Annotated in this window: 15 protein-coding genes and 1 pseudogene; 10 read left to right on the top strand and 6 right to left on the bottom strand. The window is 36.9% G+C overall.

The genetic code is table 11. The annotated features are described in order from the left end of the window. Nucleotides 1–384: 384 nt before the first annotated feature. Nucleotides 385–765 carry a penicillinase repressor BlaI gene (gene blaI, locus ACFVSH_RS15460; RefSeq protein ID WP_260285099.1) on the bottom strand — a complete coding sequence of 127 codons (381 nt, stop codon included), beginning with the start codon at nucleotides 763–765 and terminating at the stop codon, nucleotides 385–387. Further along, nucleotides 746–2557: a BlaR1 family beta-lactam sensor/signal transducer gene (locus ACFVSH_RS15465; RefSeq protein ID WP_387706733.1), complete on the bottom strand. Its 1812-nt coding sequence runs from the start codon at nucleotides 2555–2557 to the stop codon at nucleotides 746–748. The genes blaI and ACFVSH_RS15465 overlap by 20 nt, the downstream gene beginning before the upstream one ends. A gap of 302 nt (nucleotides 2558–2859) precedes the next feature. On the opposite strand from ACFVSH_RS15465, the gene bla reads away from it, so the two are divergent. Continuing rightward, nucleotides 2860–3792 (top strand): class A beta-lactamase, encoded by a 933-nt coding sequence (gene bla, locus ACFVSH_RS15470; protein WP_387602703.1) that lies wholly within the window; start codon nucleotides 2860–2862, stop codon nucleotides 3790–3792. Nucleotides 3793–3942: 150 nt separating this feature from the next. On the opposite strand, the gene brnQ is transcribed toward bla, so the two are convergent. Next, nucleotides 3943–5286 carry a branched-chain amino acid transport system II carrier protein gene (brnQ, locus tag ACFVSH_RS15475; RefSeq protein ID WP_387602701.1) on the bottom strand — a complete coding sequence of 448 codons (1344 nt, stop codon included), beginning with the start codon at nucleotides 5284–5286 and terminating at the stop codon, nucleotides 3943–3945. Nucleotides 5287–6020: 734 nt separating this feature from the next. After that, nucleotides 6021–7700: a NucA/NucB deoxyribonuclease domain-containing protein gene (locus tag ACFVSH_RS15480; RefSeq protein WP_387706717.1), complete on the bottom strand. Its 1680-nt coding sequence runs from the start codon at nucleotides 7698–7700 to the stop codon at nucleotides 6021–6023. A gap of 398 nt (nucleotides 7701–8098) precedes the next feature. On the opposite strand from ACFVSH_RS15480, the gene ACFVSH_RS15485 reads away from it, so the two are divergent. The 5 genes from ACFVSH_RS15485 (at nucleotide 8099) to ACFVSH_RS15505 (ending at nucleotide 11321) form a co-directional block, all read left to right on the top strand. Further along, the gene (locus ACFVSH_RS15485) at nucleotides 8099–8353 is read left to right on the top strand and encodes a hypothetical protein (RefSeq protein ID WP_387706719.1); all 255 of its coding nucleotides are present in this window, start codon (nucleotides 8099–8101) and stop codon (nucleotides 8351–8353) included. Nucleotides 8354–8539: 186 nt separating this feature from the next. After that, the gene (locus ACFVSH_RS15490; RefSeq protein ID WP_260285096.1) at nucleotides 8540–8944 is read left to right on the top strand and encodes a DUF1259 domain-containing protein; all 405 of its coding nucleotides are present in this window, start codon (nucleotides 8540–8542) and stop codon (nucleotides 8942–8944) included. 282 nt (nucleotides 8945–9226) lie between these two features. Beyond that, on the top strand, nucleotides 9227–9610 hold the full coding sequence (locus ACFVSH_RS15495; protein ID WP_387706721.1) for a YkvA family protein: 384 nt from the start codon (nucleotides 9227–9229) through the stop codon (nucleotides 9608–9610). Nucleotides 9611–9757: 147 nt separating this feature from the next. Further along, nucleotides 9758–9895 (top strand): hypothetical protein, encoded by a 138-nt coding sequence (locus tag ACFVSH_RS15500; RefSeq protein ID WP_387706723.1) that lies wholly within the window; start codon nucleotides 9758–9760, stop codon nucleotides 9893–9895. Nucleotides 9896–10451: 556 nt separating this feature from the next. Further along, complete coding sequence (locus ACFVSH_RS15505; protein ID WP_387706725.1) at nucleotides 10452–11321, top strand: hypothetical protein; 870 nt, start codon at nucleotides 10452–10454, stop codon at nucleotides 11319–11321. A 121-nt stretch (nucleotides 11322–11442) separates the two neighbouring features. Here the strand turns inward: ACFVSH_RS15505 and ACFVSH_RS15510 are convergent, their stop codons facing one another. Then, nucleotides 11443–12087, bottom strand: a complete 645-nt coding sequence (locus ACFVSH_RS15510) for a YczE/YyaS/YitT family protein (RefSeq protein ID WP_387706727.1) — start codon at nucleotides 12085–12087, stop codon at nucleotides 11443–11445. Between the two features lie 115 nt (nucleotides 12088–12202). Between ACFVSH_RS15510 and ACFVSH_RS15515 the strand changes: the two are divergent. Continuing rightward, a pseudogene (locus ACFVSH_RS15515) lies at nucleotides 12203–12286 on the top strand (MarR family transcriptional regulator); the annotation flags it as partial. Nucleotides 12287–12335: 49 nt separating this feature from the next. After that, nucleotides 12336–12854: a spermidine/spermine N(1)-acetyltransferase gene (gene paiA, locus ACFVSH_RS15520; protein WP_387602684.1), complete on the top strand. Its 519-nt coding sequence runs from the start codon at nucleotides 12336–12338 to the stop codon at nucleotides 12852–12854. A gap of 298 nt (nucleotides 12855–13152) precedes the next feature. On the opposite strand, the gene pdxR is transcribed toward paiA, so the two are convergent. Then, nucleotides 13153–14532 (bottom strand): MocR-like pyridoxine biosynthesis transcription factor PdxR, encoded by a 1380-nt coding sequence (gene pdxR, locus ACFVSH_RS15525; RefSeq protein WP_387602681.1) that lies wholly within the window; start codon nucleotides 14530–14532, stop codon nucleotides 13153–13155. Nucleotides 14533–14699: 167 nt separating this feature from the next. Here pdxR and ACFVSH_RS15530 point away from each other — a divergent pair, with 167 nt between their 5' ends. Both ACFVSH_RS15530 and ACFVSH_RS15535 read left to right on the top strand, forming a co-directional pair. Continuing rightward, nucleotides 14700–15305 (top strand): FMN-binding negative transcriptional regulator, encoded by a 606-nt coding sequence (locus ACFVSH_RS15530; RefSeq protein WP_387706729.1) that lies wholly within the window; start codon nucleotides 14700–14702, stop codon nucleotides 15303–15305. Nucleotides 15306–15601: 296 nt separating this feature from the next. Further along, nucleotides 15602–16828: bifunctional metallophosphatase/5'-nucleotidase (locus tag ACFVSH_RS15535; RefSeq protein WP_387706731.1), on the top strand; the 1227-nt coding region annotated here is incomplete at its 3' end.

Raw genomic sequence — 16828 nt, forward strand, 5'->3', positions numbered from 1 at the left:
ATATAGTACCTACCATTATTCTTTTTGGTTACTTCTTTCTGTACTACCTCATTAGTGGCCTTTATCGTTTATCCCAACATAAGAAACAAAACAGATCGAACTCCTATAATTAAATTTCATACCCTCTCATTTGCGTCATAGTCTGTTTCAACTCTTCAATAAGTCATATGGCACTAACGGGGCAGGTTAGTTGAATAAATACATCCTTCATCGTTAATGGCTCCTTTCGTATGTAGCTCTGCACTTGTTTTTTAGTTTATGTCTAACGGGCGTAGTATTTACAGAGAAGAAAGCGATAATTACATGAGAAATATGTCCTCAGCTCTTTCGATTTCGACCGAAAAAAGCGATTTGGAAAAATTCCAAATCGCTTTTTTTATAGTATTACTTTTTAGGTTTCTTATTTAAAATAAAGCGTAGTTCATTGATATCATCATCAGATAGGGTATCTTCCTGAATGAATTGGACAAGCATGGATTTCAAGGTACCTCCATAGATACGGTTGATGAATGATTCGGTCTCGGCACGCCGGCACTCTTCCTGTGTATAGAGCGGGTAAAAGGTGTAAACTCTTAGATTTTTATTGACACCTACTACATCTTTTTGAACTAATCGATCGAGAAGAGTGCGTATAGTTTTCGGCTTCCACTGGCTGCTCTCCTGTAAGGAAACGATGATGTCATTTGCTGTTTGAGGGGCTTTATCCCAAAGCACGTTCATGATTTCCCATTCTGATTCTGATATGCTAGGAATGTTTTTCTCCATTTTTCTCCCCACCATTTTCTTGATAGATTCCTAAATCTTTTAAAATTGATAAAGTGATTTCTCCCGCCTTGCTTCCAGATGAATCATCTTCATTTTGTATATTGGTAGCAAAGAAATAAGTATTGTTCTTCGTCTCTACATACCCGATAAACCAACCATTGATGTTTTTTCCATTCACTGTTCCTGTACCTGTTTTCCCTGATAGGCGAGCCTCCTCATTCTTTTCTAAGAGTAGGGCTTCCTTCACAGCTTGGCTATGCAATTCCTTATATCCTAATTGATTGTAATAAAAGGCTTGCAGCAGTTGGACCTGCTCGACTGGAGAGATTTTCAATGAGGATTCGAGCCAGAATTCACCCAATCCCCCAGATACATCGGAATTTCCATAGTTTATCGCTTGTAGATTGGATTGTATTGTTTCGAATCCTGTTCTGCGATCTAATGCTTGGAAATACCAGTTTACAGAATTTTGTAGAGCAGATGAGACATCGTGATCCATATTCCAAGCGTCATAGGGTTGCTCCGTCCCATCCCATGAAAGGGTGGATTCTTCGGGAGATATCACATTTGATTCTAGTGCAAATAAGGCACTATAGATTTTATATGTGGAATCAGGTGAAACCCGCAATGTACTTTTCTCTTCATTATAAATGCGATATTGCTGTGCGGCATGATCATATAAAACAAAGCTTCCTTCATACCCTTTAAAGAATTGATGTAAATCCTCAGAAACCACTCCATCATTATTAAAATAGTATCGGTCGTTTTCCGTCGCAAATGCGGAAACGAAAGGTAATTGGATTGTCAAAATGATACTGGCCAACACATAAATAAAGACACTTTTTCTTATTGATTTTTTTGTGGAATGTTCATAGGCAGAAATTCGTTCAATTCGTTTTTTGATTTGAAGCTTCGAACCATTTAAATGTGTCACCATTTGTAGTTTACTTGACCGTTTTGAAAGATCCAAAAAATTAATGATTGTATTTCCATATTCACTAAATGAATGATCATCTAGTAACTGTAAAACTGATGCATCACATGCGATTTCCCGATCCAATCTCATTTCTCTAAAAGCGAGCCAGACAAGGGGATTAAACCAATAAATGATTTGATAGAACAACATCACGTAATTTGTCAGCAGATCCTTGTTTTTATAGTGACTTAGTTCATGAAGAAAGATATACTCGTAATTTTTCAAGCTAAGCCAGTTTTCATGCTGGGAAGGTAAGACGATATATGTTTGAAAAAGTCCGAATATCATTGGGGATTGGACTCTTTTAGAAATGACAATCTTTATTGATTTTTTAATCTGTAGTCTTTTTTTGCATTCTTCGAAAAGCACGAGAGCTTCTTGGTTGGAAAACGGAGAAGAATAATTCTTTATCCTTCTAAGTGTTAGCCATCCACGAACCATAGTAAAGGTAAATAAAAGCATCCCTGACATCCATAAACCCACCACTCCAATATTAAGTAAGGACAGGTCCGGCCGATTGACCGATACAGAAAAGTCTTGGATTAGGTGCAGGCCTTGTATCATATCAGTTCCAGTCATTTTCATATTAGAGCTGGGTGCATTAGTCTGATATGTATCCCCACTGCTAAAGAGGGTACTAAAGTTATATAAATCAGTGGGTATGAATGGAAGTGCTAAAGCCATAAAAAGAAACATCCACAAATGATAGTACCATTTTGCTGTTAATCGTCTTCCAAACCATTTTCGTATAAGCAAAATAACAGCAACGGAAAATGAAGACACCAATAGACCTATTATAAAATGGGTTAAATACATGTCCTTCAATACCAACTCTCTTGACTTTTAAATTTTAAAAACAGGTATATAGCATATTTATAGTGGCTTTAGGGTGAAAAAATAAAGAATTGACTTTATTTGATTACATATGTAATACTGTACTACAGATGTAATAAGACTACAAATGTAATCCGTTAAAACCCCTTGTTTTTTTCAATTCGTGCATAAGAGTCTAATCAAATAATCAGGAGGTCTGCATCACCATGAACAAAGAGTTAAAGATCCGGCTGCTATCCCAGGAGAATACATAATAAATATATTTTAGAAAGAGGTTGAATCTTATGAAATCATTGAGCAACATTTTTAGTACTTCCGCATTCAGAAAAATTATGCCTGTTCTATTTCTTTCATGTGCAACACTTGTAGGTTGTTCAAACGATAACGTTAATACGGAATTAACTAAACCTAAAAAACAAGAAACTGCCGATAACCATGCTTTTGCTAAGCTTGAAGAAAAATTTGATGCTAAACTTGGTGTCTTTGCGTTGGATACTGGCACAAACCAAACAGTGACCTATCATCCTGAAGAGCGTTTTGCTTATGCATCCACTCATAAGGCTCTAGCTGTAGGAGCACTTTTACAACAGAAATCAATAGAAGAACTTAATCAAAGAATTACCTATACAGGTGAGGATCTTGTTAATTATAATCCGATCACAGAAAAGCATGTCGATACGGGGATGACTCTTAAGGAGCTTTCTGATGCTTCTCTTCGATACAGTGACAATACTGCTGGAAACCTTATCCTTAAACAACTGGGCGGCCCGGCTGGATTTAAAAAGGCACTGGAGGAAATCGGGGATAAAGTCACCAACCCTGAGCGACTTGAGCCAGATTTAAATGAAGTTAATCCTGGTGAAACGCATGATACAAGTACACCAAGAGCACTAGCCACTAGTCTTCAGGCTTTTACATTGGGAGATGCACTTCCAACTGAGAAACGTGAACTTTTAATAGATTGGATGAAGAGAAATACTACTGGGGATGCGTTAATTCGTGCTGGAGTGCCGAAAGGTTGGGTAGTGGCTGATAAGACTGGAGCAGGATCATACGGTACGCGAAATGACATATCGATCATTTGGCCATCGAAAGGAGACCCAATTGTTCTTGCTGTACTTTCAAGTCGTGATAAAAAAGATGCCGATTACAACGACGACCTTATTGCTGAGGCCACAAAAGAGGTAATAAAGGCCCTTAAAGTCAAAAATAAATAGAACGTTAAGCAGCCTTTTTTAGTAGATTCATTCCCAAAACGATTGTTATGGTGATGTCTTTCCTTATACGTGGAAACAGGGAGTTCCTGGCTTCAATATACAATTTTAAATGGTCAACCAGTAGAAAATCACTGGTTGACCTTATTTTATTTAGCTACTGGTTGGGGGATTAAGACCGAACTTTCCTCGTAGTATGCTACTGCTAAACCCTATAAATCCTCCAACAATCGCTGGAATGATCCACCCCAGTCCGACATCATACATAGGAAGAATTTCATTAAAAAAATTATTAATGGAAGAAAAGTGTATGCCAGCTCGATTTAATCCATCAAATAAACTGACTATAAATGTTAGAAGTAAGCTTCCTTGATACACTTCAGCCTTCCCTTTAAATAAAGAATGGAAAAATGTCAAGAATATTAATACAATGGCTAATGGATAAATAGCTGTTAAGAGAGGAATGGAAACAGCAATTAACTGGGTTAGCCCAATATTGGCAACTATGGCACTAAAAATAGATAAACTAATAGCAATTGTTTTGTAAGGTACCTTTGGAAATAGTTTATGGAAGAATGAAGAACAGGATGTAACAAGCCCTACGCTTGTTGTTAAACAAGCTACTGTAATCATTAATCCTAATAATATCCCTCCATAAGCTCCAAAATAATAATCCGAGACTTTTGCCAAGATGGTGCCTCCATTTTCCAGGTGCCCAAGCTTTTCTACACTTGAAGCACCCATATAAGAAAGAGCTGAATACATGGTTGCCAGGAGAAAGGCAGCAATTCCAGTTGCTTTTGCACAAACCACCATAATTTGTTTTTTTGTTTTAGCACCTTTTTCTTTAATGGCATTAATGATGATGATGCCAAAAACAAAAGAGGCAAGCGTATCCATTGTTAAATAACCTTCTCTAAACCCATTAAAAAATGGTTGAACTGAATAATTCTTAACAGGTGCTTGAAAATCTCCGATTGGATGTTTAAAAGCAACCACTACCAGGATTCCAATGAACGTTATCTTGATTGGTGTTAATATTTTCCCGACAATTCCGACAACTTTCGCGGGATTGATCGAAAAAAGGCACGTAATGCTAAAAAAGATGATTGTGAAAATAAGTAAAGGGGCAGAGCCTGGATTGTCTGACAAAAAAGGTTTTACACCGATTTCAAAAGAAACGTTTCCTGATCTAGGCAAAGCAAATAAAGGTCCAATGGCTAAATAAAGAACGGTCGTGAATACAATACCAAATACAGGATGGACCCGGCTTGCTAACGACTGTAAATCATCTTTCCCCGAAAAACCAAGTGCTAACACACCAAGTAACGGTAAGCCAACTCCTGTTAATAAAAACCCTGCATTTGCTGGCCAGACATTCATTCCTGCTGATTGACCAAGCATTGGCGGGAAAATTAAATTTCCTGCCCCAAAAAATAGAGCAAATAACATTAAACCAATTACTAATATAAATGAAGATGGTACTCTAGTAGCCAAATTAAAACCTCCATGAAAGAACTGAATTTTACTATTAAAAAAAGAAATAATTTTCAAAAAATTGATAACGGACTAAATACATAAGATTGTATTATGACCTGATAAATTGATTTCAATATAAATTTTAAGTTTCTCCTTTTGGGCGGCCTTATTTAATAGGCAATAAGGTTCTTTTTTTACGACAAGCAAATTGTTGTTACTACCATGATTACGATTCAATGATAATCACTATGAAATGCAGAAAATTCCCCTACTTAGCCCCCTATTAGTGATATGTAATCATTAACTGAAATACCATTTTATAACTATTGGTATATTGTAATACATCCTTCTTTTTCTTTAAAGGATACAAAGGAGGAAAAAAACAAGAAATAAAGTTGTCATTGGAGGGGGATAAAAGTGGCAGCTGTGAAAAAACAACGTAACAGATTAGTGAAACAAGAATTAAGGAGATTTAAATATAGAAGAGAATTAATGCAGACATAAATTAAGGAGTGTTTTCAACTCGCTTGAAAATGCAAAAATGCGTGTTGAGAATAATAGGACACTTAAACATGAAAAAGACTTTTGGGAATTAATTGGAATGTCATCTGTGAAACATGCATTATTTGCTTATTACTTATCGGGGATATGATGGTAGTAGTCACTATAAATAGCTAGTCAAAAGAGCTTAGATTGCAGTCTCCAAGCTCTATTGACTAGCCTTCGTCTTTTATTCAACTAATCTTCCATTATTAAGGGATTGCATAGACTTCGACAGTGAAGCTTTCTCCATCGGTGTTTTCCGGTCTGGCGATATAGAAATCTTCACTCGTTTTGATTTCTGACTCGGACCCGTCTGTAAGATCATAGAAAATCGTTTCGTCGATACCGAAGCTGATGTCTTTCATGACATCGAATTTTGCATCTTTAGGACCGTCGACGATTTTCCATTGTAACTTGGTCGCGTAAGTAGGGATGTTCCCGATCGTGAAGTTATCACTTGATCGGTTATCCTGGCCGTCCTGAGGCTGACCTTCCGATCGGATCGTCGCGATTTTCTCAGGAGCTTCGACCTCCACATTAAAAGCATCCCCATCCAGAATCCGGTCATAGGCGTACCAGGCACCAAGCCATGTCCCTGCAGCACCGTTCGAATCAGCGGAAATCATTCTTACAGAAAAATTATCCGATCCGTTCGTCGATGAACCTTCCCAGGTGGAAGCGAAAGGATATTCGTCACACTGCTTTCCTGTCCGATCCTCATCTCCGAACTCCCGGTCACAAATCCTTCTTGTCTTGTTCCTATTACGGTTGTATTCATCTTGATGACGTTTTGTATACATCCGTGTCAGAGTGCTTTCTCCTACGGCTCCCGGTATGTTCTTTCCAACCATTTGAGGCTTTGTCTGTTCTGGGTGGTCCATAGCGTCCTTCCAATGCTGGCCGGCTTCAGTTAGCATTTTGAATTCCGGCTTCGTGATCGGGACATTGAAGACCGGTGTGGCTTTGCTGAATACGGCTCCTTGCTGGAAATATTGATTTGGGAAAGCGAACATGTATTTTGCAGAGTCAAAACGGACGGTCTGTTTAATGCCATCTATGCTTTTTTTGTATTTCCTTGCTGAATGGGTAAGGGTGAGTTTCGGCCAAAATTCCATGTATCCCAACTGGTCAGGATTTGAATCAGTTGCTGGAGGTGCTTCTGAGGTGAAGATTTCTGTATCGAAGTTCGTGTTTTTCCAGTGGGCGATCGTACGTTCCGTCGGTGGATAGCCGGGATCCTCTTTACAGTCACCTGCGTTCAATTTCGATTCACATACCATATCGATTTTCAACTTGGCTCCATTTAAAGCTGGATCGGTCACGATGATATCGTCAAGTGTATAATAGATTCTCATGTTCCGGCTTTGGTTGGAACCATAACCTATTTCCGTGAATTGAAATTGAACCCCTGCGTTTATACAGATCCCAGCGATGCATTTTACAGGGACTTGATATGTTGCCACATGTGACCAACAGAAGGAATAACGGTTCTTGATATACCCTGTTTCTGAACTGCTGTCAGGACTTCTACGGCATTCATCTACAGTCAGGATATGATCATAGTCAAATTCCGGGGGCACCCATCCGACCGCGGTCTTGATCGGAGGTGCCAAGTTCGCTCTGTATGTCGCTTTACTTTGCTGGTCGACCTCCATCAATTCATCCAATGTCTGAATGCCTTCCTTTTGCTGGACTTGATCTTGTTTGATTTCAAGCTCCCCGAGGGATTTGCCTTGCTTCATCAGTTCGGTTGCCTGCTTGATCTTGTCGTCTGGGACCCAGTACCCTCCACCTGCTGAAGTTGCTTGTGTCTGTACAGGTGCATAGATGCCAAGGGTCAAAAGCATGACAAGGACAATTGTAAAACAACGCTTGTGTAACCGGGACATTACAATTCCTCCCTTATTGAAAAGTAACAGCTGTTTATTACCCATGGACTAGTGCGCTATTAGCTCGGTGCGATTTAAATCGCTGATAGGTTACTACAAAATAAAATGTTTGACAATACTTTCCAATTTAAATAATGCAATCAACCTACATTTTTTACTAAATTCTTTTTAAATAGGAAGATGGTGGCCGATCCAAAAGACCTGATAATATTAATGACAATAAAGATGCTGCAATAAATAAAGTTTGTTAAAAACGAAGGTATGATTAAGGCGATTGTTCAGTAACACTCGAAGCAGGGATGTGGAAAAAACAAGGAAGAGGAGAACAATGAATAAGCTTAAATATTTCAAACGTACAGATTTCAATGCTTCTCGTTCATTATTGTGAAGTGGTTCACTTGAACGAAAGGGTGATTAGTTCATTACCGGGAGCTGATCATCAGCAATTTATATTTAAGGGGCGGTTTCGAATTGAAAAACAGCAACATTTGGATATTAAGCTTCGTTGTTTTTTTACAGATATTGGCACCTATATGGTGACTCCTTTAATCCCAATCATTCTTGCTTCGTCTGGCCCTTTAATTATTGGGATTGTAGATGCTTTATCAGAAACCTTGGCAAATTTTTCTCTGGTCGTCGTTCGGATCGTTTGAAAAATAGAAAAGGATTTGCTTTGTTTGGTTATGGCTTATCAGTTTAGGAAGAATATCTTTGATTATTTCAGTTTCTGGGTCGGTGTTTTCATATGGAAACTGATAGATTGTACGGGAAAGGGGATTTCTTTAAACATAATACAGTGTCAAACAACATAATTTTATTAGTAAAGGGAGGCCAGTTAGATGAATAACTTTGATTCAATTTGTGAACAATTTGCTACTCTCCTAAAAGGAAAAAGTAACGTAAATCAAGGTAGTTGTTCTGTATCATTACACCGCGATTTTAAGGTGATAGTTCAAGGGCGCCAAAGCAGTTCTGTTGTGCCGGCAGGAGTCTTATTTGAATCATTGGATCAAAGTGGCAATGCATTAAATTTGGCTGAAATCGCTGTTTTACAAGAAGAGATTCCTAGTTTTATTTATTCAATTGTCCAACAGGGATTGATTGTGAGTGCCCTACATAATCACTGGTTATTTACTGAACCTTTAATTATGTATGTTCACATTCAATCTATTGAGCCTCCATTAAATTTTGCAAAAAAGATGGTACACTCATTTTCATTTTTACGCAGTTATCCCGTTGCTTAGGAAAGTTTTAGTTATATGAAAAGGACGCAATTCTAGTACAAGTAAAATAGCTCACTACGAGTATAGTGTACAAAAGATTTTCTTCAACAATCGGGTGCGATTCTTTACTAAGAATTGATTTTCTTAATGAACGAACGAGTGGTTTAGCTGAAGATCGGAGCTGTCTTTAAGGCAGCTCTTTCTTTATGCTGCTAACGGGGCAGGCTAGTGAAATAACAATCTTTAGTAATTTTTATTTTTATTATAATGAAAATAAAATCTTAACGATTATTAGGAGATAAAATGTTCAAAAAAATTAAAACCTGGGCGAGGAATCTAAAACGACAGATTTTTATCCTTTACTTTGCTTGTAAAGATCCAAGGGTGCCTTGGTATGCAAAAGTATTTACGGCTTGTGTTGTAGCTTATGCTTTCAGTCCGATTGACCTAATACCTGATTTTATACCAATTCTTGGATACTTAGACGATGTAATTCTCGTTCCGATAGGGATAATGATTGCATTAAAGCTGATACGAAAGAATGTATTAACCGACTGTGAAGTTAAGGCAGAGGAAATGATGAAAAACGGAAAGCCGAAGAATTGGATAGTGGGCTCTATAATAGTATTGATTTGGGGCTTGATTATAATATGGGCTATTAAAGATATTTATCGCTTAATGAAATAACGGGTGCGTTAGCTTATGATCGGAGCTGTCATTAAGGCTTCTTTTTCTTATGAGACTAACGGGGCAGGTTAGTTGTATAATCGATCTGGAAAATATAGGTTAATTGAGTTGTGCTCTTAAACATAAAATGAACTCTGGAGGATAAATATGGATATATTGGTTGGGATAGCTCTTATACTTATTGTATTTTTTTCTTCAAATATTATTGAAAAAAGATTAAAAAATATAGAAAAACAAAACAATCGTGTAATAGAAATTTTAGAAGGAATTAGAGATAAAAAATAACGTTCTTTAACCAACGGCTTTCTCCTATGGAACTATCGGGGCAGGATAGTTAAACAAAGATTGATACTTTGTTGGAAGATTAATTTATGAAGTAAAGGAGGGAGTTTTATATCAAACCATATATTTATTACCACAAAGAAAATTGGATCATAATTTAAATAAATATTGAATTATTAGGAGTTAGAAGATGAGAAATAAAATAAGAAAAAAAGAAAGGCAGAACGGCTTTTTTAAAGAAAGCCTAATTGAGCTCTTATTTGAAGTGGCTTGGAACATCTTAATGTTTATACCAAGAATGATGATTAGGTTAATAAAGGACATTTGGTGAAGCGGTTAGTCAACATAGAGCTAACGGTTGGCTTTGTTCAAATAAACAACAATCTATACGAAAACAGCCTAAATAAAAAACCGTAGTTCTTAACCTAATAGGTGAAAGGGAGTTGCTCTGGCACCTCTTTTAAAATCTTATGGCACTAACGGGGCGGGTAAGTTCCATAAGAAGAGCGAACTTACATAGTTTAAAGACTTACCAAAATTCATCGAGAGGGCTAAATAAATGGAGAAAATAACTGAAATTATTTATGGTCTTATAAACCAAGGCATAATAAAAAATGATGATATAGGCATAAAGAAATTAAAAAGTGGTACTACAAACGGAATTCTATATACCCTACATATTAATGGGGTACCAAAATATGTGATTAAAATGGACAAACCTAAACTAATAGCTGCAACAGAGGCTTTTCTCCTTACTTATAAAGATGTAAATTTGTTGCCTAATGTACTTTATACAGACGAGAAAAAAGAATTTATAGTATACTCTTATATTTCTGGGGAAACTCATTTTAATCGAGGTTCTAAAATAGAATGGATGACTATTTTAATTAAGGAACTATTAAATAAATACCAAAAAGTAAACAATGAAAACTGGGGAAGAGTAAATGGAATACATAGAAATTCATGGGCGGACTACAATCTAAGTAGTTTGGAATTCGCCCAAGAGGAAATAGGAGATTTATTACCAAGTGAGGATCATAAAAAAGTAGAGTTATTGGTTAATAAATTGAAAACATACGAATATCAAGATGAGAAGTATTACCTTCATGGAGATGCTGGTGTTCATAATTTTGTATATAAGGGCAACAAATTAAATGGGGTTATTGACCCTATGCCTTTAATCGGTCCAAAAATTTATGATTTTTCGTATGCTTTTTGCTCTTCTTCAGACGATTTAAATTTAGAGACGCTGTTGTCATCATTCTCATTATTGACTCAAGACGTCACCTTTAATAAAGAAAGGCTTTTGGAGGAAGTTATTTTTCAATTATACACACGTATAGGCGTTTGTATTAGGGTTCACCCACATGACTTAAGTGGCTATCTTAAAGCTTGGAAAGAATGGAGAGTATATCTACCTTCAATGTAAATAGGATTCTTAATAAGCTTAACGGGTGCGTTAGCTGAAGATCGGAGCTGCCTTAAAGGCAGCTCATTTTCTTATGCAACTATAGAGGAAGGTTTGTTGAACAAGTTAAATAAAGAGCATTCTATATTGAATGGTTTTTATCTTTCTCATAATTTGGTGATGGACTGGAGTGTGTTAATATGCGGTCTAATACTTTTTTAGTAAATGGCATAAAGTAATTAAGCATTAGCCCCCCTAAACAAACGGTTAATAAAGTTCCAACGCCAATGGGTCCATTTAGGACAATTGCCATTAGCAAGAATACGAGGTAAATGAATGTTCTCGAAAAAAATATATTTGTTCTAGTTAATTCTTGTATGATTAATGTTAATCGGTCAACTGGAATCGGTGCAAAATTTGTGTGTAAATATGTTGCAGTTCCTAATCCTATAACAACCAAGCCGATTCCAAAACAAACAACTTTGCTGTACCATAGTTCAGGTGTTATCGAATTGTGCAATAAATAAAGCCACATATCAATACCAATACCCGTTATAAATGCGGTTAACAACCCCAAAACTTCTGGTCTTTGTCTTTTTAAAAATGAATTACAACATATTAATATTAAAGCTATTAGTATTTCCCAACTTCCGACAGTAAGCCCCACATTTATGGACAGTCCTACCAAAAGTGCATCAAAAGGTGAAGTTCCAAGGTCTGATTGTATAGTGAAAGAGATACCAAGAGTTAATAGTAAAATTCCTAAGACATAAAATACATATTTCACTGTACTCGACCCCTTTACATGATTTTTTTGTTGCAAACGCAACAAAGTAAGGTTACATTTAATATATGTTATTTTTATTGCATTTACAACAAAATTTTAAGCTGTGGAGTTAATTATGAAGGAAATTCTTCGTGAAATTGGAATGATAGCAAGGGCATTAGATTTAAAAAATAGAGATAAAGAATGGGAGTTTGTTAAAGAGGGAAACAAGAGAAATTATTGATTATATGAAGGAGCGACATATTTAAATGACTAAAAATATAAAAAAGTGTACCCTTGAAGATTCACGCGAACTTCAAGAAATTAGTTATGAAACATTCAATGAGACATTTAAGCATCAGAATTCAGCCGAAAATATGAATGCCTATTTGGAAAAGGCATTTGACTTAATACAATTAGAAAAAGAATTATCGAATAGTTCTTCGCAATTCTTTTTTGTTTATTTTAATAATGAAGTCGCTGGATATTTAAAGGTCAATACCAATGATGCTCAGACTGAACAAATGGGTGATGAATCACTTGAAATCGAGAGGATTTATATAAAGAAAAAATATCAAAAACATGGGCTTGGTAAATATCTGCTAAATAAAGCTATGGAAATTGCGATGGAAAGTGATAAAAAGAAAATCTGGCTCGGCGTATGGGAAAAAAACGAAAATGCTATTGCTTTTTATAAGCAAATTGGCTTTGTTCAATCCGGAGCCCACTCATTTTATATGGGTGATGAAGAACAAATGGACCTTATTATGACCAAAGCACTTCTATAACTTGTTTTGGAAGGGTGAACTATTATGTAAAAGTGAAATAAAGGTATAAGCCCACTTTTATTCCCCCTCAAATGTAAGAATTAAAGAACAGAACGGAGCTGTCATATTGGCAGCTTCTCTTCAGTTTGTAAAGGATTGTATATAAAGTGCAGGGGGCGTTGGTTCAATAGAGCTGTGATGATCAGCTCTTTTCTTATGGAGCTAACGGGGCATGTCAGTGGAATGAGGACCTGTGTTTTAAAAGTCCATGTTTTGCCCCGCAATTATTAGTTCATTGGCTATAATTACGGGGTGTTTTTTATAACCAAGCCTTTTTTAGGAGCTTTACGCCAAGCTCGATTTCCTCACAAGAAAGATTACTGAAACCAAGTTTGATAATCGGTTTATCGGTATTATTTTTAATGAAGTAGAGTGAGGTGGGATACACTTTAACACCATGAAAGGAAGCGCGCTCTATTAGCCATTCTTCTGAACGTTCCAGGTGTACTTTGATTAATACATACAAACCTGACTGCTCACCCATAATGGATATATGTTGATCGAATTGCTTTTTTAAAATTGATACCAAGTGCTGCATTTTTCGTTTATAAACAAGACGCATACGTTTAATATGGCGATTCCATTCTCCCTCTTCCATAAATTTAGCCATTGCGAGCTGGCTTAGAAGTGAAGTGGTACTCTCGAAATGAAGAAATTGATTTTTATAACGGTTTAAAAGCGGCTCTGGCAACACCATATAACTTAAACGAATTCCCGGAAGAAAGGACTTTGAGAAATTCCCTAAATAAATGACTCTTGCAGAATCAATGGAAGCGAGAGCTGGAAATGGTTGTTGTGTATAACGAAATTCACTATCATAATCGTCTTCGATCATATACCCTTGCATCTTGTTAGCCCAATGAATAAGCGTTTGCCGTTGTTGAATGGACAGGCTTACCCCATATGGACTGTGATGGGAAGGTGTTACATAGATTAATCGTGATTTGATTTGTTCCAATTGTGAAAAATCAGCACCGGCCTCATAAACTGGTAAAGTTTCAATCGTAAAACAATGGAATTGAAAAGCTTCCCTTGCGCCATCATATCCAGGGTCTTCTACTATAATGCTTGGAAAATCATCCTTCAGTATATGACCAAGATTGATAAGCATTTGTTGGGTACTGCTGCCGATAATAATGGCATTTGCATCTGTTTTCACCCCACGGGATTGGAGTAAGTATGTGGCAATTTGTTCACGTAGGCACACCTCACCAAAGGGTTCCCCATATTGAAAACTCTCCTGTAACGTTAATACTTGATTGGCAATCCTCCTCCAAGTTTTCAGAGGGAAATGTGCTTGATCTACGGCACCCGCCCGGAAATCAATGAGGGTAGGTGTCACTGGCTCTCTTTGCGTTTTATTATGAGGAATTAACTCTTCTTGGGATAAAAGTGGCTCTAATTCATTTACAAAATAACCTTTTCTCCCTTCTCCACGAATATAGCCTTCAGCTACAAGTTGATCATAAGCCATTAATGTCGTATTTCGACTTACTTGAAGGGAATCTGCCAGTTGACGGATGGAGGGCAATTGTTCATCGGCAAGTATGTCCCCCCGTTCAATATATAACTTAAACTGCTCGTAAATTTGTTTGTATCTGGGAGAATCCCCCTTAAAAGCAAAAATGGCATTTATCATTTACGATCTCCTTTGACATGTATATTTATTTAGAATTGTACCTTTTTATATGTCAGTTTGTATATTACCATATTTTACAGATGAGGTTCTCAAGTAGAAATGAGGATGGACCTCAGTAAAAGCCGCTATGAATGGAATAATATTGACGGATGAAAGGAGATTTTTTTATGTATATCCCTAAGCAATTTGAAATAAAAGAATTAGCAGCAGCCTGCGATGTAATACAGGAGAATGGTTTTGCAACATTGTGTTCAATTCATGAAGGCGTGCCTTTTGCTACACATTTACCACTGCTGTTGAATAAGGAGAAAACCTATTTGTATGGTCATTTTGCTCGTCCGAACCCTCAATGGAAAGATATTGAAAACCAAACAGTCTTGGCAGTCTTTCATGGTCCTCACTGTTATATCTCCTCTTCTTGGTATGAGACGAACCAAGCGGTACCAACATGGAATTACGTGACTGTTCATGTATACGGCGAAGTCGAACTTATTGAGGATGAACAGGAGTTAACCGATACCCTGGAAGACATGGTATTGAAGTATGAAGCCCCTGATAGTTCATACAATTTGCAAGATTTAGATGCTGACTATCTCGCTGGGATGAACAAAGGGATTCAAGGCTTCAAAATAAGAATCAACAAGATAGAGGGGAAAGCAAAGTTAAGTCAAAACCATTCATCACTTCGGCGAGAGCGGGTTATCAATCAACTGGAAAAGATCCAAAATACAGATGAGCAAAAAATTTCCTTTTTAATGAAGGCAAACCTATAAAAGTGGCGTTGAATGGTACTGCACTAACGTGAGTGTTGATCCAATAAGGATTTACACTCTTTTTGTTGAACTTCTGCTGCGGAATTCAATACCATGGAGGAAAAATTGGAGCTTTAAATAATCCAGTCAAACTCTTAATTCATGTTAAGCCGTATGAATATTTTTAAAAATATATGCATGTGCCGGGTTAATTTAACAATCATTATATAAAAAATAACAAAAAATCACGGTCCCTTTATACGGATATAAAATTCCAGAGTTATTCTTAATTTACATCCAGAGGGAGGGATCGGAAGTTGTCAAAATTTCAGGCCATAACTTCTTTGTTCATCTTGGTATTTATCATCATTTTCGTAACTTATAAAATCACAGCACACTCATCCCAACATTCCACATCCAACCGCCAACACATTCAAGTACAATTGTTAGGCGTTAATGATTTTCACGGCCAACTAAACAAATATCAAATGGTTTCAGGAACCATGGCAGGGGGGGCTGAATACCTGGCTGCCTATTTAAAAATATTTATACAAGAAAACCCAAATACACTGCTTGTTCATTCTGGTGATATGGTAGGAGGAAGTCCTCCAATCTCTTCTCAATTTAATGACGAACCCACGATTGAATTTTTAAACCTCCTGCACTTTGATGCCGGGACACCTGGAAATCATGAATTCGACCAAGGCGTAAATGAAATGAAACGTCTTATTCATGGAGGATTCAATAAAAAAACAGGTTATTTTCAAGGTGCCGCTACTTCTTACAGCTCTGCAAATATCATCGATACAAAGTCGGGTACTCCCTTGTTGCCACCGTATGTTATTAAACAAATTGACGGCATTAATATTGGATTTATCGGTGTCGTCACAAAAGAGACTAACCTGTATGTGGCACCTGAAAATCGAAAAGAAGTTGAAATTACGGATGAAGTTTCAGCTATTAACCGAACCGTTAAGCTTTTAAAGGAAAAAGGGATCAAAGTAATTGTTGTACTTGCACATGATTCAGCCAAATCAGATCAGTCAGGAGCAAATTCCAGTGGAGCTTTAGTGGAGATGGCTCCAAAAATCGATGATGAGGTCGATGTCATTTTTGCCGGTCACAGCCATGAATATGCCAATACCGTTGTAGCCGGTAAACTGATCGTTCAAGCTTATTCCAATGGGAAAGCCTTTTCTCAAGTAAATCTTGAAATTGACCCACATACTAAATTTATTGTTAAGAAACAAGCAAAGATTATTGTCACTTCACATCAACATATAAAACCAGATAAAGAAACGGTTGCTCTTCTGAATAAATATAGAAAAAAATTGGGGAGCCATTTTAATCGGATAATAGGAGAAATGCCTGAAGAAATCTCACGAAATCAAGATGCAAACGGTGAATCCCCATTAGCGAAAATGATTGCAGAATCTGAGCGGGAAGCCTTGGGGGTTGATATAGCTTTTGTCCATCAAGGAGAAGTGCGGAAGAATTTTAAAAAAGGGGAAATCACTGTAGAAGACCTTTATACAGACTTGCCT

This window comes from Peribacillus sp. NPDC058002, assembly GCF_042886655.1.
GTDB lineage: Bacteria > Bacillota > Bacilli > Bacillales > DSM-1321 > Peribacillus > Peribacillus aracenensis.